Below are 25,309 nucleotides of genomic sequence, written 5' to 3'. Positions count from 1 at the left end.
GCGCTACAGACAACCCGATCCGTGTAGAGCCGAGCCCGCGCTCGGCTCAGAGCAGCCCTTCGCGCTTCACCGCCAGGTAGCGCTCCACCAGCGCGCCGGGCAGGGCGTCGGCGGTGACGTCCAGCACCATCACCTTCTCGCTGCGCAGCGCTTCGTGCGCCTTCGCGCGCTGCTGCAGGTACAGCGCGGCGGCACCGGCCTGGGTGGCGTCTTCCAGTGTCTGCACTTCGCCCTCCAGCACGCCGTCCAGCTCGCGCTCGCGCAGGCTGGCCACGCACACCAGGTGGCGCCGCTGCAGCAGGCGCACCGCCGCCAGCAGGTCTTCGATGTCTTCATCGCGCACGTTGCTGACCAGCATCACCAGCGCACGTCGCCGCTGGCGCAGCGATACCTCGGTGGCGGCGGCCAGGTAGTCGGTGGCCACCGCGCGTGGCTGCAGATCGTAGCTGGCGCGCAGCAGGTGCTCGACCGTGCCCATGCCGCGCTGCGGCGCGACCCAGCGGCGTTCGCCACCGGCAGCGAACAGGCCGGCGGCATCGCCCTGGCGCAGCGCCAGGTAGGCCACCACCAGCGAGGCATTCAAGGCATGGTCGAAGTGCGAGAGCCCGCCTTCGCTGGCCAGCATGCGCCGGCCACTGTCGAGCATCAGCAGCAACTGCTGGTTCTTCTCGTCCTGGTACTCGCGCGAGATCAGCTTGCGCGCACGCGCGGTGGCCTTCCAGTCCAGCTGGCGCAGGCTGTCGCCGACGCGATACTCGCGCATCTGGTGGAAGTCGGTGCCTTCACCACGGCGGCGCTTCACGTGTGCACCGACCAGCCGCGAGGCCTGGTCAGCACTGAACAACGCAAAGCGCGTGAGCGGGACGAAGTTCGGATAGACCCGCACGTCCAGTACGGGCGGCAGCGTGCGTTGCTGCCACCACAGGCGCCACGGCGAGCGCATGCGCAGGTGCACGCCTTCGAAGCGGAAGTGCCCGCGCTGCAGCGGCTGCAGGTGATAGTGCAGCGTGGAGGCGCTACCGGCCCGCAGGCGCACGCGCTGTGGCAGCGATTCCAGCGGCCAGCCGCCGGGGACCAGGTCGAACACCTGCACCGTCATCGCTTGCTCGGCCTGCAGCCGCAGCGCCGCCTCGCGGCGCACGCCCAGCGCCAGCGCTTCGGGCAGTTCGCGCTGTACCTGCGGCGACGGACGCCGCGATTGCCGCCACAGGTCGAACAGCGCAGGCAACGCGATGGCCGCCGCGGCCAGCGCCCAGCTCCAGCGCGGCAGCAACCCGCCCAGCACCAGGCCGCCCAGCACCAGGCCGCCCAGGGCGGCCCAGGCCAGCAGCAGCGCCAGCAGCAGCGGGGCAGGCCTCATCGGCGCGGTGCTTCCACCTTGGCCAGCAGTGCGCCCAGCACGTCGTCGGCGTCCTGGCCTTCGATCTGCAGCTCCGGGGCCAGTGCAATGCGGTGGCGCAGTGCCGGGCGAGCAATGTCGCGCACGTCGTCGGGCGTGACGAAGTCACGGCCGGCCAGCACCGCCTGCGCGCGCGAGGCACGCACCAGCGCGATGCTGCCGCGCGGGCCAGCGCCGACCGCGATGCCTGGCCACTGCCTCGTGGCCGCCACAATCCGCACCGCGTAGTCGATCACTTCGTCATCGACGGTGATCGCCGCGGTCGCACGCTGCAGTTCCAGCAGTTCGCCGGCACCGAGCACGCGTGGCACCTGGCTCAGGTCGAAATCGCTGGCGGCACGGCCACTGGTGATCGCGGTCACCATGCGCTTCTCGTCCTCCAGTTGCGGGTAGTCGATCAGCACCTTCAGCAGGAAGCGGTCCAGCTGTGCCTCTGGCAGCGGGTAGGTGCCTTCCTGCTCCAGCGGGTTCTGCGTGGCCAGCGCCATGAACGGCGGCGCCAGGGTGAACGCCTTGCCTTCGATGGTCACCTGGCCTTCCTGCATCACTTCCAGCAGTGCCGACTGGGTCTTGGCCGGCGCACGGTTGATCTCGTCGGCCAACAGCAGATTGGTGAACACCGGGCCACGGCGGATCCTGAAGCTCTCGCTCTTCGGGTCGTACACCGCATGGCCACTGACGTCGCTGGGCATCAGGTCGGGGGTGAACTGCACGCGGCCATAATCCAGCTCCAGCGCCTGCGCGAGTGCCCGCACCAGCAGGGTCTTGCCCAGCCCGGGCACGCCCTCGATCAGCACATGGCCACCGGCCAGCAGGGCCACCAGGATCTGGTCCAGTACGTCGGCCTGGCCAATGAAGGCGTGGCCGACGGCATCGCGGATGGCATCGACGCGTTCGATCAGGCGGGCGTTGGCGGCCGCCGGCAGCTCGGGGACTTCGGTCATAGCAGGGATCTCATCTGGAGCAGCAAGCGGATGCGCTCGCGCAGGGCGGAGGAATCGTGCGGCGGAGGCGGCGTGAGCGCGCTGGCAACGCGGCCTTGCGGCCACTTCAGCAGTTCGGCGATGGCCTGTTCGCGGGGGGCGCCCTCCAGTGCGGCAGCCACCGGTGCGCGCAGGCGCAGGCGATGCAGGAACAGGGCGAGCACGGCGTGGTACAGGCACGCGCCGTGGCCGAAGCGCAGCAGCAGCTCGCCGCTGGCACGCACGTGTTCCAGCAGCGAGCGGCGTTCCAGCACCGGCGACGGCAGGCGGCTGCCGAAGCGTTGCGAACGGCCCCACAGCCAGCCCAGCAGGGCCAGCAGCAGCGGCGCCCACACCGGCCAGCCCTGGTAGAACAGGCGCGCCCACAGCGACGGCGGGCGGCTGGCGTAGACCAGCCAGAAAGTGCCCTTGCCATAGTTCGGATCGAGCAGATAACGGGTCAGGTCGCGGTGCGAGAGATCGTGCAGGCCGTCGCTGGCCTTGCCCGCAGCCGATGCCAGGCGTGCTGCCGGCGAATCCACCTCGCCGCGCATGAACTCCATGTCGGCCAGCACGCTCACCTTGCCCTGCCCGTGGCGCAGTCGCGCGAACACCAGGTTGCGCTCGTTGCCCCAACGCCGTTCGGCTTGTGTACGGGCGGCAAAGCCCAGCGTGAAGCGGCGACCACCGCAGAACTCCACATGGCTGGGATCGTCGATGACGTGGAACGGCTGGCAGTCGCTCTGCTGGTACAGGCTGTCCACGCCGAGCTGGTCCAGCAGCGGTCCCTGCGTACTGCTGGCGTCGTCCTCTGCGGGTGGCGGCGTACGCACCAGCAGATGGCCACCACCATCGACCCAGGCCAGCAGGGCCCTGGCTGCCGGTGCCGGCAGTTCGCTGCTGTCCTGCAGCAGCACCACCGTATCGCGCGGTCCCAGCGCCATCTGCTGCAGGTCCAGTCGCGGCCGCGAGTGCACGTCGATGCCATCGGCGCGCAGTGCCTGGCCAAGCACGTACAGCGGGTTGTAGCCAGCTTCGCCCTGCGGCGGCAGCTGCACGGTCTCGGTCACCCGCTCATGCGTGCGCAGAAAGAGGATCGTCAGCGGTACGCCGAGCAGCACCAGCCCGCCCAGCAACAGCGACCAGAACAGGCGCGGGCTCATGCCAGCCACCCGTATTGCTGGCGCAGCGTGTCGGCCAGTGCATCGAAATCGGCGCGGCTGGGCAGGCGGCCACCGTAGGCGGCGTACTGCCACATGCGCACGATGCGCGCGAACAGGTCACGGTCGGTGGCATCGGGCATGCGCCGCGAGGCGCGAAGGCATTGCGCTTCGGTGGCACCGGGCGGAAGCGCGATGCCGCTGCGCTCGCCCACGGTGCGTACGCTGGCGCGGTACAGCAGGGCCAGCGCCTGACGCGGCCGGCCCTGGTCCCACAGCAGGCCGGCCTGGGTGGCCACGTCCGGCGGCAGCACGACCGGCAGCTCCACCTGTTCCTCCACCACCTGTGGTGCAGCCTCGGCCTTGCGCCGGCCACTGCCGCGCAGCCACGGCAGCCACAGACGGGCGGTCAACAACAGCACCAGCAGCAGGACGCCCAGCAGGCCCCACAGACCCCACTCGGCCAGGCGCGCCAGCCAGGCAATGCTGGCCTTGCGGTTGCTGCGCTCGCCCTTGTCGCTGCCGTCGCTCTGCAGCGCCTTGTCTTCCTTCTTTTTTTCCTCGGCCTGTTCGATCGGCTTCCAGCGCGTGACCTGGCGGGTCGGGCGCTGCAGCGGATCCTCATAGGCGCGGTTCACCGCCTGGCGGAAACCGGCGGTGTCCACCGGCGCCGCACCGAAGATCATCGCCGGCGTATTGGCCGGATCGTTGGCCGCAGTGGCGGGTTCTTCCGCACGGCCCTCGTCCTCTTCGGCATCGTCGGCCTGCCCAGCGACTGTCTGCGCGTCCTGCGCATGCACTGGCGCGGAGGCCAGCGGCAGGGCAAGGCACAGCAGCAGCGCCAGCGTCGATGCTGCCGGCAGCAGCCGCTCGCGCAGGCGGCGCAGGGCGATCTCCACGTCCCACGCTTCCATCTGCGTACGTCGGTTCAAGTACAGGCCGAAGCCGGCGCCGACATAGAACGGTCCGATCAGCACCGATGCCAGCCAGCACGCCAGGTTGAAGCCCAGCTGCGCCCAGGCAGGCGTGTCCTGGCCGATCATGTCCCATGCGGCACGCCATGATTCGGACATCAGCTCCAGTGGCATGAACATGAACACCGCGCCGATCGCGCCGGACACCAGCACCCCTTCAAAGGCCATGCAGGCCACGGTCAGCACAACGGCGGCGCCCGCGGCACCGGCCGCCACGGCGCGGCGGCGTGCACCGCGCTGGGCCGGCGCGTTGCCTTCCAGCAGGTTCACCGGCAGGCACAGGCTGCGCAGTACGCTGAAGCGGCGCCAGCCCAGGTAGCCCCAGAAGCCTGCATTGCCCCAGCTGCGCTGCGCACGCAGCGCTGCCAGCGCGCCCACCGGCTCACCGAAGATGCCGCGCGACAGCACGTACAGCGGTGCGCGCTCGAACAGCGGCTTGCACCACCACATTGCCAGCCAGGCCCAGCCGAACGCATCCAGCCACCAGCCCAACGCGTTGAAGATCACGAACAGCGGCGCACTGGCCAGCAGCCAGCTGCCCCACACCGCACGTGCGTGGCGGCGCGACAGGGCGCTGCCCAGCTCCATCGCTTCCCAGCCACTGCGCGCGCGCAGCGCCACGTCCAGGCGGTCAATGCGCATTGCCGCCTCCGCGCCCGCCGCGCCACAGCCACAGCAGCACGCCGGCCCACAGCACGCCGGCCACGCTGAACTTGCCCCACGCCGGCACTTCGGCAATCGACGACCAGAACGCTTCGATGAACGCGGCCACCAGCAGCATGAACGCCACGCCCAGGCACAGCCGGGCCCCGATGCGGCCGCCTTCGACCAGGGCATCCAGGCGGCTGCGCCGGCCGGGGGCCAGCAGTTTCATGCCCAGCTGCAGGCCGGCACCGCCGGCGATCACGATCGCGGTCAGCTCGAACGCACCATGGCCTGCGACGAAGCGCCAGAACGGATCGCCATGGCCGATGTGCTGCAGGTGGCCGGCCACTGAACCGATGATCACGCCGTTGAACAGCAGCACCAGCAGCGTGCCCAGGCCGGCCAGCAGGCCACTGGCGAAGGTACGCAGGGCGATGCTGATGTTGTTCAGGATGTAGTGGCCGAACATCATCCAGTCCGTGCCGCTGTCACGCCCGAGGCGTTCGGCCGCTGGATCGTACATGCGCTCCATCTCGGCGATCTGGCGGTTGTCCATCACCATGTGGATCAGGTCCGGGTAGAGCTGCGCCAGCACGAAGCAGGCCACCGCCGGCAGCGCGAACATCGCCAGTGCCACCCACATGCTGCGCGCCTGGCTGCGCACCAGCAGCGGGAAGTCGGCCACCAGGAATTCCAGTGCACCGCGCCAGCGCGTCGGCGGAGTGCGGTACAGCACACTGTGGCCCTGCTGCATCAACTGCTGCAGGCGCTGCACCAGCTGCGGGCTGTAGCCGCGCTCGCGGGCCAGTGCCAGCTGCTGGCACAGGCGCCGGTAGCGCTGCGGGAAGGCGGCGTCGTCCACTGCCAGCGCGCTGGCCTTGCGCCGCGTGCGGCGCGCAGCACCAGCACGCAGCAGCAGCCAGTGTTCCAGGTCCTGCCATTCCTGCTGGTAGCGGGCGACGAACTGTTCCTGCTTCATCGCCGCCCCAACAGCCAGTTGGCCATGGCATACAGGCGCAGTACGCCGACCTGGCCGTGGGTGCCGGTCAGCGGTTCGGCGATGCCGGCCAGTTCCTGCTGGCGGGCCGCCGACAGCCGTGGCGCGCGCTCGGCGAAGGCCATCAGCGCGGCCTGCTCTTCCGGTCGCAGCGGCTGCGGCGGGGCCAGCACGCTGTCGATGGTGGGCGGAGGCGGCAGGTACGGCACGGGCGCATGCACCACCACGGTGCCGGCCACCAGATCGCCCAGGCGACGGCCATGGGGATCGAACAGGCTGCTGATCAGGCCCAGTGCATAGCCGAACGGCAGCATGTCCACGGTGCGCAGCAGGTTGCGGGTGATGGCAGCCATCCAGCCTACCGGCGCGCCATCGCGCGCAAGCACGCGCAGGCCCAGCGCGCGCTTGCCGAGCGTACGGCCCCACAGCGCTTCGCAGACGATCGGGTAGGCCCAGTACACCAGGAACATCAGCACCAGGCCGAGCCCGGAGCCGAACGAATCCAGCAGTGCCAGTGGAATCGACATCACCACCAGTACCGCGATGCGCACGCCCAGATCCACCAGCCACGCCATCGCCCGTGGCACCGGGCCGGCTGCCGGCAGCTGCAGCGGCACACCCTCCGGCGTCACCACCTCGCGGTAGGTATCGAGCATCGGTGCGGCCATCAGTGCGATGGCCTTCGTTGTGGGCGCCGGAGTCCTCTCCGGCAGGCAGCCACAGGCATGGGGGTCTCGACAGGTCCTGGTCGGGCCCAGACTTTAGCAGAGCCGCATGGCGGCGTTGGCTGCTCAGCCCAGGTATTCGTCCTTCAGCCGCACGTAGTGGTCGGCCGAGTAGTGCAGCGACTCGATCTCCTTGTCGCTCAGCGTGCGGGCCGGGCGGGCCGGATTGCCCACCCACAGCTCGCCTTCGCCGACCACCTTGCCCGGGCCGACCACCGCACCGGCGCCGACGAAGCCATGGCGCTCGACGCGCGCACTGTCGAGGATGCAGGCGCCCATGCCGATCAGGCTGTAGTCGCCGATCGTGCAGGCATGGATGATGCAGCCGTGGCCGACGGTCACGCCTTCGCCGATCAGGGTCGGGTAGCCGGCCTTGTTGTAGGGGCTGTGGTGGCTGACGTGGATGATGGTGCCGTCCTGCACGTTGGTGCGCGCGCCGATGCGCACGTGATTGACATCACCGCGGATGATCGTGCCCGGCCACACCGATACGTCCTCGGCCAGCTCCACGTCACCGATGACGGTGCAGGCCGGATCGATGTACACGCGCTCGCCGAGGACGGGCATCTTGTCGCGGAAGGGGCGCAGCGGGGTCATCGGTGTCTCCGGAAATCAGGACGTTCGCGACGATGATACCCGTGTGGTAGTGCCGGCCGCTGGCTGGCAACGTCAATGGGCGTACCTGGAATTCTGGGGTTGCCGGCCAGCGGCCGGCACGACCGGAAGCAGCTGCGGCTCTTCATGCCGGCGCGTGCTTGGCCAGCACCTGCCGGAACAGCTCATCCAGCCACGCCGCATCACCGTGTCCAACGGGCAGCTGTGGCGCCTGCGCAGTCCGGGTGGCCAGCTCACGATCGATGAAATCGCTGATCGCCGCGATGCGTGGTCCGGCATTGACCTCGGCACTGGCGCGTTTCACTACCAGCAGGGCATCGATGGCTTCACGCACCGGGCCATGCGGCAGCAGTCGATCCAGCAGATCCTCGAAGGCCATCGGCGGAGGTGTCTGCTCGTGCTCGATCCACTGGCAGGCCAGCAGTGGGCGCAGCACGTACAGGTACTTCTTGGTGCGTACCATCTCGCCACGCAGGTACCCGCGATGGTTCGAGCGCGCCATGCTGAAGTAGTGCCACCACGTGCCCAGCGGCGAATAGAAGGACTTTGCGGCCTCCCACAACTGCGCCACGGCGGCGTCGTCCTGCCGGTACACGATCGGCGAACGCAGCCATTCGATCAGTGTCGGATTGGATTTTGAGACCAGCCGCAGTGCCTTGCGCAGGTCCCAGCCGCTGACGTCGAGCTCATCGTCGATCGGCAGTTCGATCACATCGCGCTGCGCTTCGCCGGGACCGGTGCTCTCGTTGACGCTGAGATACCACGGCTGGCGATGCACGTAGATGAAGCGTGCGTCGTAGTCGCTGTCCGGCGAAGAGAAGCCCCAGCCACGGCTGCCGGATTCGCAGGCCAGCAGCACACGCACATTGTGGCGCTGTTCGATGTCGGCGAGGCTGGAAAGAATGGCGGCGCGCTTGTCCGGCGCGATCGGGTGGATGTCGTCCATGCAGTTGTGTTCTTAATGTCGAGCGTTCTCGACTGTAGCGCAGGTCTGCATCGCTGCGCTCGCCGGGCATGGCCCGGCGCTACCAGAGGGTGACGTTCGTCGACGAGGCATGACGGGGTAGCGCCGGGCCAAGCCCGGCGAACGCGATCACGGTTCGTAGCTGTAGCCCATGCCATACACCGAACGGATCGGTTCGCCTTCCATGCCGGCGTCGGCCAGCTTGCGGCGCAGGTTGCGCACGTGGCTGTCGACGGTGCGGTCGACCACCACGCGATGGTCCAGATAGAGGCGGTCGAGCAGCTCGTCGCGCGCCCAGATCCGGCCCGGCGTGGCCAGCAGCGTGCGCAGCAGGCGGTATTCGACCGGGGTCAGGTCCAGGCCCTTGCCGTTCCAGGTGGCGCGGGCTGCCGGTTCGTCGATATGCAGCCCGCCGTTGGCCCGCGCAGCGGGGTCCGGGCGGTAGCGACGCAGCACCGCCATCACCCGTGCGACCACTTCGCGCGGACTGAACGGCTTGCAGATGTAGTCGTCGGCACCGATTTCCAGGCCCAGCAGGCGGTCGATCTCTTCCACCCGTGCGGTGACCATGATCACCGGCACATCGCTGCTGGCGCGCAGTTCGCGGCACAGGTCCACGCCATCGCGCTGCGGCAGCATCAGGTCCAGCAGCACCAGGTCGGGCTGGTAGCGCGCGAATGCGTCGATCACCTGGCCGCCATCGTCCACCCATTCGCTGGTCATCCCGGCGGCGGCCAGGTAGTCGCGCAGCACCGAGGCCAGGCGTGGCTCATCCTCGACGATCAGGATCTTCGCAGACGCGGCGGGGGACGGGCTCATGCAGGCTCCGGCAGGGTAATGACCACGCGCAGCCCGCCCAGCGGCGAGGGCTCGGCGTGGATGAGGCCGTGGTGGGCGAGGATGATGTTGTGGCTGATGGCCAGGCCCAGCCCGCTGCCGCCGCTGGCCCGGTTGCGCGAGCTCTCCACCCGGTAGAAGCGCTCGAACAGCAGCGCGCACTTGTCGGCCGGCACGCCTGGCGCGGTGTCTTCCACGATCAGCTGCACGCCGGCAGGCACGCGCGCTGCCTGCACGCGTACGCGGCCCCCGGCGTGGGTGTAGCGCAATGCGTTCTCCAGCAGATTGGCCAGCACCTGCTGCAGGCGCCGTTCGTCACCCGATACCTGCAGCGGTGTGGCGGGCAGGTCCTCCTCCAGTGCCAGCCCCGCCATGGAGAAGCGCACGCGCATGCCATTGAGCTCGCTGCGCAGCAGCGCCGCCAGGTCCAGCGGCGCGAAGCGGTAGGCCAGGCCGCCGGACTGGGTCATCGACAGGTCGTGCAGGTCGTCGATCAACTTGCCCAGTTGGCGGATCTCGCCCTGCAGGGCACCGAGGTTGGCGCGGTCCAGCGGGCGGATGCCGTCCTCGATGGCTTCCAGTTCGGCACGAACCACCGCCAGCGGCGTGCGCAGTTCGTGCGAGATGTCGGCGATGAAGGCACGGCGGTTGCGCTCGGTGTCGTCCAGCGCCTGCGCCATCCGGTTGAAGTCGTTGACCAGTGCATCCAGCTCGTCATCGCTGGTGCGCTCGATGCGGGTGGCGTAGTCGCCAGCGGCGAGCCGGTGGGTGGCCGCCGCCAGTTTGGCCAGGCGCTGGCGCAGCGCGCGCGATACCAGCCAGGCCAGCAGTACCGTCACCAGCAGCAGCGCGATGCCGATCACCCACCACGCGCGCACCTGGGTGTTGTAGAAGTTCAGGTCGTTGGTGGCGATGACGGTCTGGAACGGCACCATGCCCAGCCAGCCGACCGTGTGCCCGTCCACCTGCACGGCGTGCGGCTCGTCGTCGCTGGTGGCATCCGGGTTGCCGGCTACGAACCGATGCTGTGCATCGAACAGGCCCAGGCGGGAGGGAACGCCGGTCTGGTCGGACAGCGGTGGCACGGGCCCCTCGTGCCCATGGGCCAGGTCCGGGCGCAGCAGCCGCGCCCAGCGGTCACTGTCGCCGCGCAGATGCTCCCAGCCGCCGTGCGCGCTGTACTCGCGCTGCAGGTGCGGCATCACCCGCTGCATGCGCAGATCGCCCTGGTCATTGAGGTAGTCCAGGAAGCCGGTCTGGAACGCCACGCGGCTGGCAATGCCGTTCACTGCCAGCACCAGCAGGCAGGCGGTGAAGATCGCGAGGAAGGTCTTCGCGGTCAGGCCGAATTTGAGTCGAATCTTCGCCATCGCCGGGCCATTAGCGGCGCATGCGGCGCCGAAAGCAAGCGCCCGCTGAGCCGGTCGCACAATCTCCATATTCTCTGCACAGTTCCACGGCAGCGTGCACGGGTCAACGCAAGGCCCCCACGCCCCCTCATGTCACTCCTGCGCCCGCTGTCCCGTTCTCCCCGTCCGCTGTTGCTGCCCCTGCTGCTGGCCCTTGCGGCCTGCTCGGCGGGCAGGTCCGAGGCCCCGGCCATCCCTGAAGTGGGCGTCATCACTGCCAGCGCACAGCCGCTGGCGCTGCAGCAGATCCTGCCCGGTCGCGCCGTACCGTTCGAGGTGTCCGAGGTGCGCCCGCAGATCGGCGGCCTGGTCCGCCAGCGGTTGTTCACCGAAGGCCAGCAGGTCAGCGCCGGCCAGGTGCTGTACCAGATCGACCCGGCGCCGTACCAGGCCGCCTTCGATACCGCGCGTGGCCAGCTGGCGCAGGCCGAGGCCACTGTGTTGTCGGCGCAGCCGAAGGCCGAGCGCACCCGCACGCTGCTGGGCATGGATGCAGCGAGCAAGCAGGACGCCGACGATGCCACCTCGGCGCTGAAGCAGGCACAGGCGAACGTGATCGCCGCGCGCGCCGCATTGCAGGCCGCGCGCATCAACCTTGACTACACCCGGGTGACTGCACCGATCGCGGGCCGCATCGGCACCTCCAGCGTTACCGCCGGCGCGCTGGTTACCGCCGGCCAGGACGCGGCGCTGGCGACCATCCAGCGGTTGGATCCGGTGTACCTGGATGTCACCCAGTCCAGCACGCAGATGCTGGCGCTGCGCAGGCAGCTCGATGCCGGCCTGGTGAAAGCCATCGACGGCAAGGCACAGGTGAAGGTGCTGCTGGAGGACGGCAGCACGTATGCGCATGAAGGAACCCTGGAGTTCGTCGGCAGCGCAGTCGACCCGGGCACCGGCAACGTGGTGCTGCGCGCGGTCATTCCGAACCCGGAGGGCCTGCTGCTGCCGGGCATGTACCTGAAGGCGGTGCTGCCGATGGCCACCGATGCGCGCGCCCTGCTGGTGCCGCAGAAGGCGGTGCTGCGCAATGAACGTGGCGAGCCGTTGCTGCGCCTGCTCGACGCCAAGGATCATGTGGTCGAGCGCCGGGTCAGCACCGGCCAGGTGGTCGGCAACCAGTGGCAGATCACCGATGGTCTCAAGACCGGCGAACGGGTGATCGTCAGCAACGGCAGTGCGGTATCACTGGGCCAGCAGGTGAAGGCGGTGGCGGCCACCACGGCGCAGCTGGCGGCGATGCCGGCGATCGACCCGAACGGCAACACTGACGAAAAGTCGCACTGAGGCCTGCCGCGCATGGTTCGTTTCTTCATCGACCGGCCGATCTTCGCCTGGGTGATCGCCATTGCGGTCAGCCTGCTCGGCCTGCTCGCGATCCTGATCCTGCCGGTGGACCGCTACCCGCAGATCGCCCCGCCCACCATCACCATCCGTGCCACCTACACCGGTGCCTCGTCGCAGACCGTGGAAAATGCGGTCACCCAGGTCATCGAGCAGTCGCAGCAGAGCCTCGATCACCTGATGTACATGACCTCGACCAGTGCCTCCGACGGCTCGGCGCAGGTCAACCTGGTGTTCGCCACCGGCACCAATCCGGACACCGCGCAGGTGCAGGTGCAGAACCAGCTGCAGGCGGCCATGGCCACGCTGCCGCAGGCGGTGCAGCAGAACGGCCTGACCATCACCAAGTCCAGTGGTTCGATCTTCGAGGTGCTGTCGTTCACCAGCGAAGACGGCAGCATGGACAACTTCGATGTCGCCAACTTCATGGAAGCGCGCATCGATGACCAGATCAGCCGCGTCAGCGGTGTCGGCAACATCCAGCCGATCGGCCAGGAGTACGCCATGCGCATCTGGCTGGACCCGGAGAAGATGCGCCAGTACGCGCTGATGCCGTCGGACATCGAGACCGCGCTGCAGGCACAGAACACCGACGTCTCGGCCGGTGAACTCGGCGGCCAGCCGGCGCTGAAGGGCCAGCAGCTCGACGCCACGGTGACCGCGCGCAGCCGCCTGCACACGCCCGAACAGTTCGCGCAGGTGGTGCTGAAGGCCGATGCCAACGGCAGCGTGGTGCATCTGGGTGAGGTGGCGAAGATCGGCCTGGGCCCGGAGAGCTACGACAGCATCAGCACCTTCAACGGCAAGCCGTCTGCATCGCTGGGTATCGAACTCAATGCCGGTGCCAACGCCATCGCCGTGTCCAAGGCCATCGATGCACGGCTTCAGCAGCTGCAGAAGTACTGGCCGCATGGCTACACCGCCCACGTGGCGTTCACCACCACGCCGTTCGTGACCATCTCGCTGAAGGAAGTGGTGATCACCCTGATCGAGGCGATCATCCTGGTGGTGCTGGTGATGTACCTGTTCCTGCAGAACTGGCGCGCCACCCTGATCCCGACCATCGCAGTGCCGGTGGTGCTGCTGGGTACGTTCGGCGTGTTGGCGGCATTTGGCTATTCGATCAACACGCTGACCATGTTCGCACTGGTGCTGGCCATCGGCCTGCTGGTGGACGATGCCATCGTGGTGGTGGAGAACGTGGAGCGGGTGATGACCTTCGAAGGGCTGGCGCCGAAGCCGGCCACGCTGAAGGCGATGGGCCAGATCACCGGCGCGCTGGTGGGCATCGTGCTGGTGCTGACCGCGGTGTTCCTGCCGATGGCGTTCTTCAGCGGTGTCACCGGCGTGATCTATCGCCAGTTCTCGGTGACGATTGCCGCCGCGATGGTCCTGTCGGTGCTGGTGGCGATGACCATCACCCCGGCGCTGTGCGGCAGCATCCTGCACCCGATTCCCAAGGGCGGCCATCCGCATGGCGACCACGGCGGCGAGCCGAGCCTGCTGGGCAAGTTCTTCATCTGGTTCAACCACCGTTTCGAGCGCACGTCCAACGACCTGCGTCGCCGGGTGGATGGCTTCCTTGGCCGGCGCACGCTGGGCGTACTGTTCTACCTGGCGCTGAGCGTGGCCACCGGCCTGCTGCTGTGGCACCTGCCCGGCGCGTTCCTGCCCGACGAGGACCAGGGCATGCTCAACGCGCTGGTGAAGCTGCCGGCCGGTGCCACCCTAGAGCAGACCCGCGCGGTGATGGATCGCCTGAGTGCCGCTGCGGTGAAGGACGACGGCGTGCTGTCGATCCAGGCCACCGCCGGTTTCAGTGTCACCGGCAGCGGCCAGAACGTCGGCCAGGCCTTCATCCGCCTGAAGGACTGGGATGACCGCAAGGATGACGCCGACACCATTGCCGCGCGGTTGACCGCGGCCATGGCCAGCGTGCCCGATGCGCAGGTGTTCATCACCTCGCCACCGGCCATCCTTGGCCTGGGCGATGCGGGCGGTTTCACCCTGGAACTGCAGGACGAAGGCGGCGCCGGCCATGCCGCCGCCGTGGCCGCGCGCAACACGCTGCTTAAGGAGGCCGCCAGGGATCCGAAGCTGGTCAACGTGCGCTACGCCAGCCTGGAAGACGCGCCGGTGTATGCAGTGAAGGTGGACGACGCCAAGGCGCAGGCGATGGGCGTGAATCCGCAGGACATCAATGACACCTTGAATGCGGCCTTGGGTGGCGACTTCGTCAACAACTTCATCTACAAGGGCCGCATCAAGAAGGTGTTCATCCAGGGCACGGCCGAAGCGCGCATGCAGCCGCAGGACATCGAGCGCTGGAGCGTGCGCAACCAGGTTGGGCAGATGGTGCCGCTGTCGTCGCTGGTCAGCGCGCACTGGTCCAGCGCGCCGGCCGCGCTGCAACGCTACAACGGCATCTCGGCGATGGAGATCACCGGCCAGCCCGCGCCCGGCGTCAGTTCCGGCGAGGCGATGGCCGAGATCGCGCGCCTGGCCGACAAACTGCCGGAAGGCTTCAGCCATGCCTGGTCGGACATGGCCTACCAGGAACAGCTGTCGGGCAACCAGGCGCCAATGCTGTACGCCATCTCGCTGCTGTTCGTGTTCCTGTGCCTGGCCGCGCTGTATGAAAGCTGGGCGGTGCCGCTCGCGGTGATGCTGGCGGTGCCGGTGGGCGTGTTTGGTGCGGTGCTGATGATGAACCTGCGTGGCCTCAACAATGACGTGTACTTCCAGGTCGGCCTGCTGACCACGATTGGCCTGGCGGCCAAGAACGGCATCCTGATCGTCGAGTTCGCGCGCATCCTTGAACAGCAGGGCAGGAACACCCGCGAGGCGATCCTGCAGGCCGTCTATCTGCGCCTGCGGCCGATCGTGATGACCTCGCTGGCGTTCCTGATGGGCGTGCTGCCGCTGGTGTTCGCCACCGGCGCCGGCTCGGCCGCGCGCCGCTCGCTGGGTACCGGCGTGGCCGGCGGCACGGTCGCCTCGATGGTGCTGGGCATGTTCTTCGTGCCGTTGTTCTACCTGCTGGTGCGCCGCCTGTTCCCGGGCCGCGCGCCGGCCCACGCCGCGGCCCCGGAGGCAAGCCCATGAAGCCGATGCTGCTGCGCGCCCTGGCGGCCGCAATGATCACCACGGTGCTGGGTGGTTGCGTGAGCATGGCGCCGCATTACCAGCGGCCCGAGGCACCGGTGCCGGCACAATTCGGCAATGCCGCCACGGGCGAGGCCGAGCCAGCACTGGCGGCGCCAGCCTGGCGCGAAGTCTTCCTCGAGCCGCGCCTGCAGCAGGTGATCGCGCTGGCGCTGCAGAACAACCGCGACCTGCGCGTGGCCATGCTGCAGGTGGAGAAGGAACGTGCGCAGTACCGCATCCAGCGCGCGGCGCTGCTGCCGTCGGTGGATGCCAGCGGCAGTGTCACCCGCTTGCGGGTGAGTGATGCCAACAGCGAGACCGGTGCCACCCAGGTGACTGAATCCAATGCCGTACAGGTGGGTATCAGCAGTTGGGAACTGGATCTGTTCGGACGCATCCGCAGCCTGAAGAACGAGGCCCTGCAGAACTGGCTGGCCAGCGCCGAGAACCAGCGCGCCGCGCGTACCAGCCTGGTGGCCGAAGTGGCCACGGCGTGGCTGGCGCTGGCAGCGGACGAGCAGTCACTGGCGTTCACCCGGCAGACCCTGGACAGCCAGCAGCAGACCCTGCAGCGCACCGAGGCCCGCCACGCCCAAGGCCTGGCCTCGGGCCTGGACCTGTCGCAGGTACAGACCAGCGTCGAAGCCGCGCGCGGTGCGCTGGCCAAGCTGCAGACGCAGCAGGCGCAGGATCGCGATGCATTGCAGTTGCTGGTGGGAGCGCCGCTGGATGCGGCCCTGCTGCCAACCGCGCAGGCGCTGGATGGCAGCGTGACACTGGCGCCGCTGCCGGCCAACCTGCCGTCCAGCGTGCTGCTGCAGCGCCCGGACGTGTTGTCCGCCGAACACGCACTACAGGCGGCCAATGCCGATATCGGTGCCGCGCGCGCCGCATTCTTCCCGACGCTGACCTTGACCGCCAACTACGGCCACAGCTCCACCGCGTTGTCGACGCTGTTCTCGGCCGGCACCCGTGGCTGGTCGTTCGCGCCCAGCATCACCGCGCCGATCTTCCACGCCGGTGCGCTGAAGGCCTCGCTGGATGCCTCGAAGATCGGCAAGGACATCGGCATTGCGCAGTACGAGAAAGCGATCCAGCAGGCCTTCAGTGAAGTAGCCGATGCGCTGGCCACGCGCGATCACCTGACCGTGCAGATGGACGCACAGCGCGCGCTGGTGGCCGCCAGCCAGCGCAGCTACACGCTGGCCGATGCGCGTTACCGCACCGGGCTGGACGGCTATCTGCAGGCACTGGATGCGCAGCGCAGCCTGTTTGCCGCACAGCAGGACCTGATCGCGCTGCAGCAGCAGGAAGCGGGAAACCGGGTGACGTTGTTCAAGGTGCTGGGCGGCGGGGCCGACGCACGGTAGCGCGTTCGCCAAGGTGGGTGCGTGTTCCGCTCCGGTGGGTGCCGACCTTGGTCGGCACACATGCACGGAGCATCGCTATCGGATGATTCGTGCCGGCCAAGGCCTGTACCCACCAGCAGCGAAAGGTCCCGCGTTACGCCACGCGGCCGCGGCGCGCGCGCTCCAGGTGCACCAGCAGCAGTGAGATCGCTGCCGGGGTCATGCCCGGGATACGCTGCGCCTGGCCGATGGTCTGCGGGCGCACCCGCTCCAGTTTCTGCAGTGCTTCGGCCGACAGCCCGCGCACGGTCGCGTAGTCGAACGCCTCGGCGATCGGCGTGGCCTCATGCCGCTGCTGGCGCTCGATCTCCTCGCGCTGGCGGTCCAGGTAGCCGGCGTACTTCACGCCGATCTCCACCTGCTCGGCCACCTTGGCGTCGGCCACGGCCGGCCCCAGCGATGGCACCTGCATCAGCTGCGCGTAATCCAGCTCGGGGCGCTTGATCAGGTCCAGCACGTTGGTCTCGCGGCTGACCGCCACGCCCAGCGTGTCCTGCACTTCGCGGCCCAGCGCATTGGCCGGGGTTGCCCACAGCGCGCCCAGGCGTGCGCGCTCGGCAGCAACAGCGGCCTGCTTCGTCTCGAACGCACCCCAGCGACGATCATCCACCAGGCCCATCTCGCGGCCGGTCGGGGTCAGGCGCTGGTCCGCATTGTCCTCGCGCAGCTGCAGCCGGTACTCGGCGCGGCTGGTGAACATGCGGTACGGCTCGTTGGTGCCGTGGGTGATCAGGTCATCCACCAGCACGCCCAGGTAGGCCTCGTCGCGGCGCGGGCACCAACCGTCCAGCCCACGCACCTGGCGTGCGGCGTTGAGGCCGGCCAGCAGGCCCTGCGCGGCGGCCTCCTCATAGCCGGTGGTGCCGTTGATCTGGCCGGCGAAGAACAGGCCGTTGACCAGCTTGGTCTCCAGCGAAGCCTTCAGCCCGCGCGGATCGAAGAAGTCGTACTCGATGGCGTAGCCCGGGCGGGTGATGTGCGCGTTCTCGAAGCCACGGATGCTGCGCACCATCTCCAGCTGCACGTCGAACGGCAGCGAGGTGGAAATGCCGTTGGGGTAGATCTCGACGATGCCCAGGCCTTCGGGTTCGACGAAGATCTGGTGGCTGGCCTTTTCGGCGAAGCGCACCACCTTGTCTTCGATGGACGGGCAGTAGCGCGGGCCGATGCCTTCGATCTGGCCGCTGTACAGCGGCGAGCGGTGCAGCGCGTCGCGGATGATCTGGTGGGTCTGCTCGGTGGTGTGGGTGATCCAGCAGCTGACCTGCTGCGGATGCTCGTCCACCGAGCCGAGGAAGGACATCACCGGCCGCGGCGAATCACCAGGCTGCTCGTCCATCACGCTGTAGTCCAGCGAGCGGCCATCGATGCGCGGCGGCGTGCCGGTCTTCAGGCGGTCGACCTGGAACGGACGCTCGCGCAGGCGCGCCGCCAGCGTGGTGGCCGGCGGGTCGCCCATGCGGCCGGCGGCGTACTGGGTCGGGCCGACATGGATCTTGCCGGCCAGGAAGGTGCCGGCGGTCAGCACCACGGCCTCGGCATCGAAACGCAGGCCGGTCTGGGTAATGACGCCGCGCACGGCGTCGCCTTCAATGACCAGGTCATCGACGGCGGCCTGGAACACGGTCAGGTTGGCCTGGCCTTCGACGATGGCGCGGATCGCCATGCGATACAGGTTGCGGTCGGCCTGGCAGCGGGTGGCGCGTACGGCCGGGCCCTTGGAGGCGTTGAGCGTGCGCCACTGGATGCCGGCGCGGTCGGCGGCATGCGCCATCGCACCGCCCAGGGCGTCGATTTCCTTGACCAGATGGCCCTTGCCGATGCCGCCGATGGCCGGGTTGCAGCTCATCGCGCCCACTGTTTCGATGTTGTGGGTCAGCAGCAGGGTGCGCACGCCGGTACGGGCCGCGGCCAGCGCGGCTTCGGTGCCGGCGTGGCCACCGCCGATGACGATGACGTCGTAACGATGGAAGGACGGGTTCATGGGGCTGTTCAGCTGGGGGCGGGCGCGGCCGGGGCGGCACCGGGGTGGCGATTTTAGCGCCATTCGGGGCTGGGACGTCGGCGCCGGCCGGCTCCCGTCGAAATCAGCCCTAAAGTTGGCAGGATTTTTGCAGATAACCCAATAGCACCCACCGTGGCTGGCGCCGCAGGCGCCCGTGACCGGAATTGGAACAGGGGCCGGTACAGGCGCACGGTGGGGGAGCAGGGGGCCGGCAGTCGGGGGACTGCCCGGCCCTGTTTTTTTCTGGAGGCTATCGGGAGAGCTCCATCCACGCATGGTGTGGATCTACTGATGACGGGCCTTGGGTAGATCCACGCCATGCGTGGATGCCGTGGCGGCGGCACCAGAACAACGTGCCCCAAAAACAAACGGCCCCGCACTGCGGGTCCGTCTGCCTTCAGAGGTGCCGACATCCGACAGGGCCGGAACAGGGGGGATCCAGATGTTCCTGTCGGATATCGGCGTAGAGCTTTTTGCGGCGGCCCGTGTCGTTTTTGTCACTTTGTGACGCGGGCCGTCACTGGCCCCGTAGAGTGCGGCTTGGACCGTGTGAAATGCAAGACGGTTCAACGCTCAACTGTGCGCTGCGTCCCACGATCCATGTTGCGCCAGGGGGAACCGTTCATTCTTGGCGCACTCGGCGCCGGAGCCGGACGGGCCGGCGGCGGGGGCGCAGAGGGCTGGATGTTCGATTGCGGCGGCCGGCGCATCGAGTCCATGTTCCGCCACGGCGAACCGCCGTTGTACGACGGCCGCGAAGGCGGTGGCGGGCGGTTCTCGCCGCCGTTGCCGGGTGGGCGCGGTGGCGGGCGGTGGTTGTGCGGCGGGCGGTAGATCGGGCGCGAGTAATACGGATTGCCATAGCCGCCGTAGTAGCCGCCATAGCCGCCGTAGTACGGGTAGCCGTAGTTGTAGGGATAGCCGGCGGGGTAGCGGTACTCCACCGACGGCGCACCGTGGTAGTAGCTGCCGCTGCGGCCACCGCCGACATAGTCGTAGGTGGTGCAGCCGGTCAGGGCCAGCATCAGGCCACCGGCAAGCATCAGGCGCGTTTTCATGGTGGGTCCCCCCAGAGGACGGGTTGTACAGGGAGCTTCATGCGCAGGCGTTGAATCGGCCCTTAACTTCACTGTCCAGGATGAATGGAGGTGAAGGCTGCCATGCTGGCATGACCTGTGCCGGGGTCGCCAGCAGGGAGCCATACGTTAATCTTGCGTCATGAGCGATTCACTGTTGCCCCGTGCCGATGATGTCCTGGCTGCCGCTGCGCGGATCGCGCCGCACGCCAGCGTGACCCCGGTGCTGCGCTCGCGCACGCTCGATGCGCTGGCCGGCGCGCAGCTGGCGTTCAAGGCCGAGCATCTGCAGCGCGGTGGCGCATTCAAGTTCCGCGGCGCCTGCAATGCGGTGTGGTCGCTGGATGCCGATCGCGCCGGCGCCGGCGTGGTCACCCATTCCTCCGGCAACCACGGCGCCGCCCTGGCCCTGGCCGCGCGCACCCGTGGCATTCCCTGCCACGTGGTGGTGCCCGAAGGTGCAGTGGCAGCCAAGCTGGCCAACATCGCCCGCCATGGCGCCACGCTCTGGCGCTGCCCGCCGACCATCGCCGACCGCGAGGCCACCTGCGCCAAAGTACAGGCTGATACCGGCGCGACCCTGGTCCATCCCTATGCGGACCCGGCGGTGATGGCCGGGCAGGGCACCGCAGCACTGGAGCTGCTGCACAGCGACGGCCCGTTCGACGTGCTGGTGGTACCGGTGGGCGGCGGTGGCCTGGCCAGCGGTACCGCGCGGGCCCTGCAGCTCGCCAGCCCGCAGACCCGGCTGGTGCTGGCCGAGCCGGCCGGCGCGGACGACACCGCGCGCTCGTTGGCCGCTGGCGAGCGCCAGGGGCCGTTCACCCCGGACACGATCTGCGACGGTCTGCGCACCCTGATCGGCGCGCCCAACTTCGAGCTGCTGCGCGCGGCCAACGCCGAGGTGATCGTGGTCGATGACGCGGCGACGATGGCGGCGATGCGCTTGCTGTGGGAGGTCCTCAAGCAGGTGGTCGAGCCGTCATCGGCGACCGTGCTCGCCGCGGTGCTGGCGCAGCCGCAGCGTTTTGCCGGCCTGCGCGTGGGCCTGGTGCTGTCCGGCGGCAACGTCGACCTGCCCGCACTGCGCTGGGGGGCGCCGTGAGCCGCGACCGGCACCGGCATCGCACTGGCCTGCTGGGCTGGCTGTGGCGGTTGTTCGTCCTGCTGGTGATCTGGCTGCTGGGCGTGACTGCCTGGATCGTCTGGGTCGGCGAGCGTGACCAGGCGGCCAAGGCCGACGCCATCATCGTGCTCGGTGCGGCGGCCTATGACGCCAAGCCGTCGCCGGTATTCGAAGAACGCATCCGTCATGGGCTGGATCTCTATGAGGCCCAGTTCGCGCCACTGCTGATCTTCACCGGCGGCTATGGTGGTACCGGCGCGCGCTTTTCCGAGTCACAGGTGGCGCGGCGCTATGCGCTCAAGCACGGCGTGCCGGACGATGCGATCCTGATCGAGACTGCCTCGCGCAACACCGTGCAGAACCTGGTGGAAGCCAAGCGGCTGATGGACCAGCGCAACCTGCACCGGGTGATCATCGTCAGCGACCCGCTGCACATGGCGCGCGCGCTGCGCCTGAGCAAGGCGCTGGGCATCGATGCACTGGCCTCGTCCACGCCCAGCACGCGCTTCCGCAGCTTCCACACCAGCTGGCGCTTCCTGGTGCAGGAAATCTACTTCTTCCACCGCGACCTGGTGCGGCCGCCGCTGAGTTCGCCGGCCAATACCTGAGCGGCTGCCGCGCCGCTGCGCTCGCCGGGCATGGCCCGGCGCTACCATTGGTGCACCCGGCGCGGCCCCTATCGCGCGCCCGGTAGCGCCGGGCCATGCCCGGCGGCTTTCGATCAGGTCTGCTTGCGCCGGATCGGAATCGCCGACACCGGCACTGAGGCCACGTCATGCCCGCCTTCGCGGATCGGTGCGCCCGGGTCCGGTGCCCAGGCATGGGCATAGATCACTTCCCAGCTGCTGGGCAGCTTGCCGTCGGCGCGCCGCATCGGTTCATACGCCACTGCCGCCGCAGCGAAACGGCCACGCCCGGTCAGCGTGTGGCGGCGATCCACCCGCGCATTGGTCGCGCCCATCGCGCGCAGCTCGCGCATCAACGAGGGCAGGTCGTCGTAGGTCAGGGTGAACAGATCGCGGTCCAGCACCGGGTCGCGGAAGCCGGCCATCATCAACGCATCGCCGAACTGGGCGATCTGCGCAAAGCGGCTCACGTGCGGGCGGTCATCGGCGGCCGCGAAGGCTTCGTTGAGCTCGACCAGCGTGTCCGGGCCGAAGGTGGAGCACAGCAGCAGGCCACCGGGCTTGAGCACCCGACGAAATCCGGCGAACACCGCCGGCAGGTCGTCCACCCACTGCAGGCACAGGTTGCTGAAGATCACGTCCACGCTGTTGTCGGCCAGCGGCAGCGCGGCGGCGTCGCCGCACAGGCGCTGGAACGGCTTCCACCAACCGGCCTGGCGCTTGGCCTGGTCCAGCATCGGCAGTGCCACGTCCAGCGCGATCACCTGCGCCTTCGGCCAGCGCTTCTTCATCAGCGCACTGGCGTGGCCGGTTCCGGCGCCAATGTCCAGCACCACCTCGGGCTTGCGTGCTTCCAGGTAGTCCAGCGATTCCACCAGCCGCGCCTGCACCTCGCGCTGCAGGGCGGCGGCGGCGTCGTAGCTGGTGGCGGCGCGGGCGAACGCGCGTCGGACATGGCGGGCATCGAAGTGGGACGGCATTGCGAAAGTCTCTTAGAACGTACCGGGGTAGGCGCCGCCGTCGATCAGCAGGTTCTGCCCGGTGAGGTAACCGGCGTGTGCGCTGCACAGGAAGGCGCAGGCGGCGCCGAACTCGTCCGCCGTGCCGAAGCGGCCGGCGGGAATCTGCTGGCGGCGGCGTTCGGCCACTTCGCCGGCATCGCCGTCCTTGCCCGCAGTGTGGGCGAAGTTGGCGCGCAGGCGGTCGGTGTCGAACTGGCCGGGCAGCAGGTTGTTGATCGTGACGTTGTGCGCCACGGTGCGGCGCGACAGGCCGGCGACGAACCCGGTCAGGCCGCTGCGTGCACCGTTGGACAGCGCCAGGATGTCGATCGGGGCCTTCACCGCCGACGAGGTGATGTTGACGATGCGGCCGAAGCCACGCGCGATCATTGCGTCCACGGTGGCGCGGATCAGCGCGATCGGCGCCAGCATGTTGGCGTCCAGCGCGGCAATCCAGTCGTCGCGTTCGAAATTGCGGAAGTCGCCCGGTGGCGGGCCACCGGCATTGGTGACCAGGATGTCCACCTGCGGGCATGCGGCCAGCGCCGCGGCACGACCGGCGTCGGTGGTGACGTCGGCGGCGACCGCGCGCACCTCAGCGGCACCGGGCAGGGCGCTCAGCTCTGCGGCGGCAACCTGCAGTGCCTCCTCGCCACGGGCCACGATCACCACGTTGACGCCCTCGCGCACCAGCGCACGCGCGCAGCCCAGGCCCAAGCCCTTGCTTGCGCCGCAGACCAGTGCCCAGCGGCCGTTGATACCCAGATCCATGCGTCAATCCCGTGGAATGAGGAAGGCGCTCATTGTCCGCCATCGGCCAGTGACAGGCCGGCAACGAAGTGTTGCAGGGCGCTGGCCACCTCGTCGGCATGGCCGAGGAAGGGCGCGTGGCCGCCATGGGCGATGGTCAGTGCCTGCGCACCCGGGGCCAATGCCGCAGCGGCCTGCATCGCCGCCGGAGACACCAGCCGGTCGCGCTGGCCGGCGATCCACACGCTGGGCCTGGCCAGCGTCGGCAGTGCGCCGCGCAGGTCGGTGCTTTCCAGCAGGCGCAGGCCTTCCAGCAGAGCGCGTTCGGTGGGCGCGCCGCGCTCGACCAGGCGCTGACGCAGCGTGCGCAGCTCCTCGCGGGCGTGCGCCGAGCCCATCACGTCCAGCGCCAGGAAACGCTCCAGGGTGCCACCGAAATCGGTCGCCAGCTCGCGCCCGAACTGCTCGAACACCGCCGGCTCCACCGCATGCGGCCAGTCGTCGCCACGCACGAAGCGCGGCGTGGCCGCGATCATCGCCAGCCCGCGCACCTTCGGAAGCGTCGCGGCGGCGTGCAGTGCGAACAGGCCGCCCAGTGACCAGCCGCACCACACCGCCGGCGGCGTGGCCGCGGCAATGGCGTTGACCACGAATGGCAGGCGCAACGGTGTGGTGTCTTCGCGGCTGTGGCCATGGCCCGGCAGATCAACCAGATGCAGGGTGAACCGCTCGGCCAGGCGCTGCACCAACGGTGCGAACACACCGCCCTGCAGGGCCCAGCCATGGATCAGTACCAGGTCCGGCCCCTGGCCGGTGACGTCGATATGCATGGGAAAACGACAGCAGGCTCAGGCAAAGACAGGCAACGGCGGTGGCACGGCGTCACGCACCGCCAGATCCACGCGATCGCGCGCGCTGGCGATCGCGTCCACCAGGCCACGCACCTGTTCCGGCGTGTGCAGGGCGGACAGGGTGACACGCAGGCGCGCCTTGCCTTCGGGCACCGTGGGCGGACGGATCGCACCGACCAGCCAACCGGCCTGTTCCAGTGCCTTGGACATCGCCACAGCGCGATGATCGTCACCACACAGCAGCGGCTGGATCGGCGTTTCCGAAGCCATCAGGTCCAGGCCATGGCGGCGTGCCTCGCTGCGGAACAGCGCGATCAGGTCGGTCAGTTTCGAGCGGCGCCAGTTGTCACGGCGTGCCAGGCGCACCGCTTCCAGTGCAGCGGCGGCCAGCAGTGGCGGCATCGCCGTGGTGTAGATGTAGGGGCGTGCGGTTTCGGCCAGGTGCTCGACCAGATCGTCGCGGCCCAGCACCAGCGCGCCGGAACCGCCCAGTGCCTTGCCCAGCGTGACCAGCTGCAGCGGCACATCGTCCACACCCAGCCCGGCGGCGGCCACGGCACCACGGCCGTCACCGATCACGCCTACGCCGTGCGCATCGTCCACATAGAACAGCGCCTGCTGCAGGCGTGCCACAAGCGACAATGCACGCAGCGGTGCGATGTCGCCATCCATGCTGAAGACACCATCGGTGGCCAGCATCGCCGCGCCGTCGGGCGCGTGCTTGAGCTGGCGCATCGCGCCTTCGGCATCAAGGTGCGGATAACGGCGCAGGCGCGCACCGGCCAGCCGCGTCGCATCCAAGAGGCTGGCGTGGTTGAGCTTGTCCTGCACGCAGACATCACTCTCTTCGCTCAGCAGTGCCTGCTGCACGGCCAGGTTGGCGGCGAAGCCACTACCGAACAGCAGCGCGCGCGGGTAGCCCAGCCACTCCGCCACTTCGCGCTCCAGTGCGTCATGCAGGGCGTGGTGGCCGCAGACCAGGTGCGATGCACCGGCGCCGGTGCCTTCGCGTGCGGCGGCATCCTGCAGCGCATTGACCACGCTGAACTGCTGGGCCAGGCCCAGGTAATCATTGCTGCAGAAGCCAGTCAGCCACTGGCCGTCCACTTCCAGGCGGACGCCATCACGACGGTTGACCGTGCGCCGCGTGCGGCGACGGCCCTGGGCATCGCGCAGGGCGCGCTGGGCGTGGAGGCGGGCGGTCAGGTCGGGGCGGGCCATGGCGGCTGAATGCGGCGACGGGGCGGCTAGGGTAGCGCGTTGCCGCGACGCCTGCTTGCGGCCTGT

The 25,309-nt window shown here is 68.9% G+C and carries 21 protein-coding genes; 5 read left to right on the top strand and 16 right to left on the bottom strand.

Annotated elements, in window-relative coordinates:
• Nucleotides 1-46: 46 nt before the first annotated feature.
• The 10 genes from AC5P5V_RS09460 to baeS form a co-directional block, all read right to left on the bottom strand.
• Nucleotides 47-1,360, bottom strand: coding sequence for a DUF58 domain-containing protein (locus AC5P5V_RS09460; protein WP_231352388.1), 1,314 nt, complete (start codon nt 1,358-1,360; stop codon nt 47-49).
• The gene (locus tag AC5P5V_RS09455; RefSeq protein WP_061479013.1) at nt 1,357-2,343 is read right to left on the bottom strand and encodes an AAA family ATPase; all 987 of its coding nucleotides are present in this window, start codon (nt 2,341-2,343) and stop codon (nt 1,357-1,359) included. The genes AC5P5V_RS09460 and AC5P5V_RS09455 overlap by 4 nt, the downstream gene beginning before the upstream one ends.
• The gene (locus AC5P5V_RS09450; RefSeq protein ID WP_231352386.1) at nt 2,340-3,524 is read right to left on the bottom strand and encodes a DUF4350 domain-containing protein; all 1,185 of its coding nucleotides are present in this window, start codon (nt 3,522-3,524) and stop codon (nt 2,340-2,342) included. Before AC5P5V_RS09450 ends, AC5P5V_RS09455 begins: the two co-directional genes overlap by 4 nt.
• Nucleotides 3,521-5,137: a DUF4129 domain-containing protein gene (locus AC5P5V_RS09445; RefSeq protein ID WP_231352384.1), complete on the bottom strand. Its 1,617-nt coding sequence runs from the start codon at nt 5,135-5,137 to the stop codon at nt 3,521-3,523. Before AC5P5V_RS09445 ends, AC5P5V_RS09450 begins: the two co-directional genes overlap by 4 nt.
• Entirely contained in the window at nt 5,127-6,119 is a 993-nt protein-coding gene (locus AC5P5V_RS09440) for a stage II sporulation protein M (RefSeq protein WP_065177881.1), read from the bottom strand. Before AC5P5V_RS09440 ends, AC5P5V_RS09445 begins: the two co-directional genes overlap by 11 nt.
• The gene (locus tag AC5P5V_RS09435) at nt 6,116-6,805 is read right to left on the bottom strand and encodes an RDD family protein (RefSeq protein WP_061479017.1); all 690 of its coding nucleotides are present in this window, start codon (nt 6,803-6,805) and stop codon (nt 6,116-6,118) included. The genes AC5P5V_RS09440 and AC5P5V_RS09435 overlap by 4 nt, the downstream gene beginning before the upstream one ends.
• Before the next feature lie 123 nt (nt 6,806-6,928).
• Nucleotides 6,929-7,459, bottom strand: coding sequence for a gamma carbonic anhydrase family protein (locus tag AC5P5V_RS09430; protein WP_134969184.1), 531 nt, complete (start codon nt 7,457-7,459; stop codon nt 6,929-6,931).
• Nucleotides 7,460-7,601: 142 nt separating this feature from the next.
• A complete protein-coding gene (locus tag AC5P5V_RS09425; RefSeq protein ID WP_061479019.1) occupies nt 7,602-8,423 on the bottom strand; it encodes a nucleotidyltransferase domain-containing protein in 822 nt (273 codons plus the stop codon).
• A gap of 147 nt (nt 8,424-8,570) precedes the next feature.
• Complete coding sequence (locus AC5P5V_RS09420) at nt 8,571-9,260, bottom strand: response regulator (protein ID WP_134969183.1); 690 nt, start codon at nt 9,258-9,260, stop codon at nt 8,571-8,573.
• Entirely contained in the window at nt 9,257-10,648 is a 1,392-nt protein-coding gene (gene baeS, locus AC5P5V_RS09415) for a sensor histidine kinase efflux regulator BaeS (RefSeq protein ID WP_134969182.1), read from the bottom strand. Before baeS ends, AC5P5V_RS09420 begins: the two co-directional genes overlap by 4 nt.
• Before the next feature lie 129 nt (nt 10,649-10,777).
• Between baeS and smeA the strand changes: the two genes are divergently transcribed.
• Genes smeA through smeC form a run of 3 tightly spaced genes read left to right on the top strand, consistent with a single transcriptional unit; the run spans nt 10,778 to nt 16,548 of the window.
• Nucleotides 10,778-11,974 (top strand): multidrug efflux RND transporter periplasmic adaptor subunit SmeA, encoded by a 1,197-nt coding sequence (smeA, locus tag AC5P5V_RS09410; protein ID WP_231352382.1) that lies wholly within the window; start codon nt 10,778-10,780, stop codon nt 11,972-11,974.
• Nucleotides 11,975-11,986: 12 nt separating this feature from the next.
• Entirely contained in the window at nt 11,987-15,136 is a 3,150-nt protein-coding gene (gene smeB / locus AC5P5V_RS09405) for a multidrug efflux RND transporter permease subunit SmeB (RefSeq protein WP_231352381.1), read from the top strand.
• Complete coding sequence (gene smeC / locus AC5P5V_RS09400) at nt 15,133-16,548, top strand: multidrug efflux transporter outer membrane subunit SmeC (RefSeq protein ID WP_231352380.1); 1,416 nt, start codon at nt 15,133-15,135, stop codon at nt 16,546-16,548. The genes smeB and smeC overlap by 4 nt, the downstream gene beginning before the upstream one ends.
• A 133-nt stretch (nt 16,549-16,681) precedes the next feature.
• Here smeC and mnmG read toward each other — a convergent pair whose 3' ends face one another.
• Entirely contained in the window at nt 16,682-18,571 is a 1,890-nt protein-coding gene (gene mnmG, locus AC5P5V_RS09395; protein WP_231352379.1) for a tRNA uridine-5-carboxymethylaminomethyl(34) synthesis enzyme MnmG, read from the bottom strand.
• Between the two features lie 587 nt (nt 18,572-19,158).
• Nucleotides 19,159-19,650 carry a hypothetical protein gene (locus tag AC5P5V_RS09390; protein ID WP_049415731.1) on the bottom strand — a complete coding sequence of 164 codons (492 nt, stop codon included), beginning with the start codon at nt 19,648-19,650 and terminating at the stop codon, nt 19,159-19,161.
• Nucleotides 19,651-19,810: 160 nt separating this feature from the next.
• On the opposite strand from AC5P5V_RS09390, the gene AC5P5V_RS09385 reads away from it, so the two are divergent.
• Together AC5P5V_RS09385 and AC5P5V_RS09380 are read left to right on the top strand one after the other, a co-directional pair.
• The gene (locus tag AC5P5V_RS09385) at nt 19,811-20,773 is read left to right on the top strand and encodes a pyridoxal-phosphate dependent enzyme (RefSeq protein ID WP_069138789.1); all 963 of its coding nucleotides are present in this window, start codon (nt 19,811-19,813) and stop codon (nt 20,771-20,773) included.
• Entirely contained in the window at nt 20,758-21,402 is a 645-nt protein-coding gene (locus tag AC5P5V_RS09380) for a YdcF family protein (RefSeq protein ID WP_194442065.1), read from the top strand. Before AC5P5V_RS09385 ends, AC5P5V_RS09380 begins: the two co-directional genes overlap by 16 nt.
• Before the next feature lie 113 nt (nt 21,403-21,515).
• On the opposite strand, the gene bioC is transcribed toward AC5P5V_RS09380, so the two are convergent.
• The 4 genes from bioC to bioF are packed head-to-tail and all read right to left on the bottom strand — an operon-like array spanning nt 21,516 to nt 25,243.
• Nucleotides 21,516-22,400, bottom strand: a complete 885-nt coding sequence (bioC, locus tag AC5P5V_RS09375) for a malonyl-ACP O-methyltransferase BioC (protein ID WP_134969520.1) — start codon at nt 22,398-22,400, stop codon at nt 21,516-21,518.
• A gap of 12 nt (nt 22,401-22,412) precedes the next feature.
• Nucleotides 22,413-23,192, bottom strand: coding sequence for an SDR family oxidoreductase (locus AC5P5V_RS09370; protein WP_231352378.1), 780 nt, complete (start codon nt 23,190-23,192; stop codon nt 22,413-22,415).
• A 29-nt stretch (nt 23,193-23,221) separates the two neighbouring features.
• Nucleotides 23,222-24,001, bottom strand: a complete 780-nt coding sequence (gene bioH / locus AC5P5V_RS09365) for a pimeloyl-ACP methyl ester esterase BioH (RefSeq protein WP_061479028.1) — start codon at nt 23,999-24,001, stop codon at nt 23,222-23,224.
• A gap of 18 nt (nt 24,002-24,019) precedes the next feature.
• The gene (gene bioF / locus AC5P5V_RS09360) at nt 24,020-25,243 is read right to left on the bottom strand and encodes an 8-amino-7-oxononanoate synthase (protein WP_134968767.1); all 1,224 of its coding nucleotides are present in this window, start codon (nt 25,241-25,243) and stop codon (nt 24,020-24,022) included.
• Nucleotides 25,244-25,309 lie beyond the last annotated feature (66 nt).

It is taken from the genome of Stenotrophomonas sp. YJH_SMC_130, from assembly GCF_059369035.1.
This window is presented reverse-complemented; position numbering and strand designations above follow the sequence as displayed.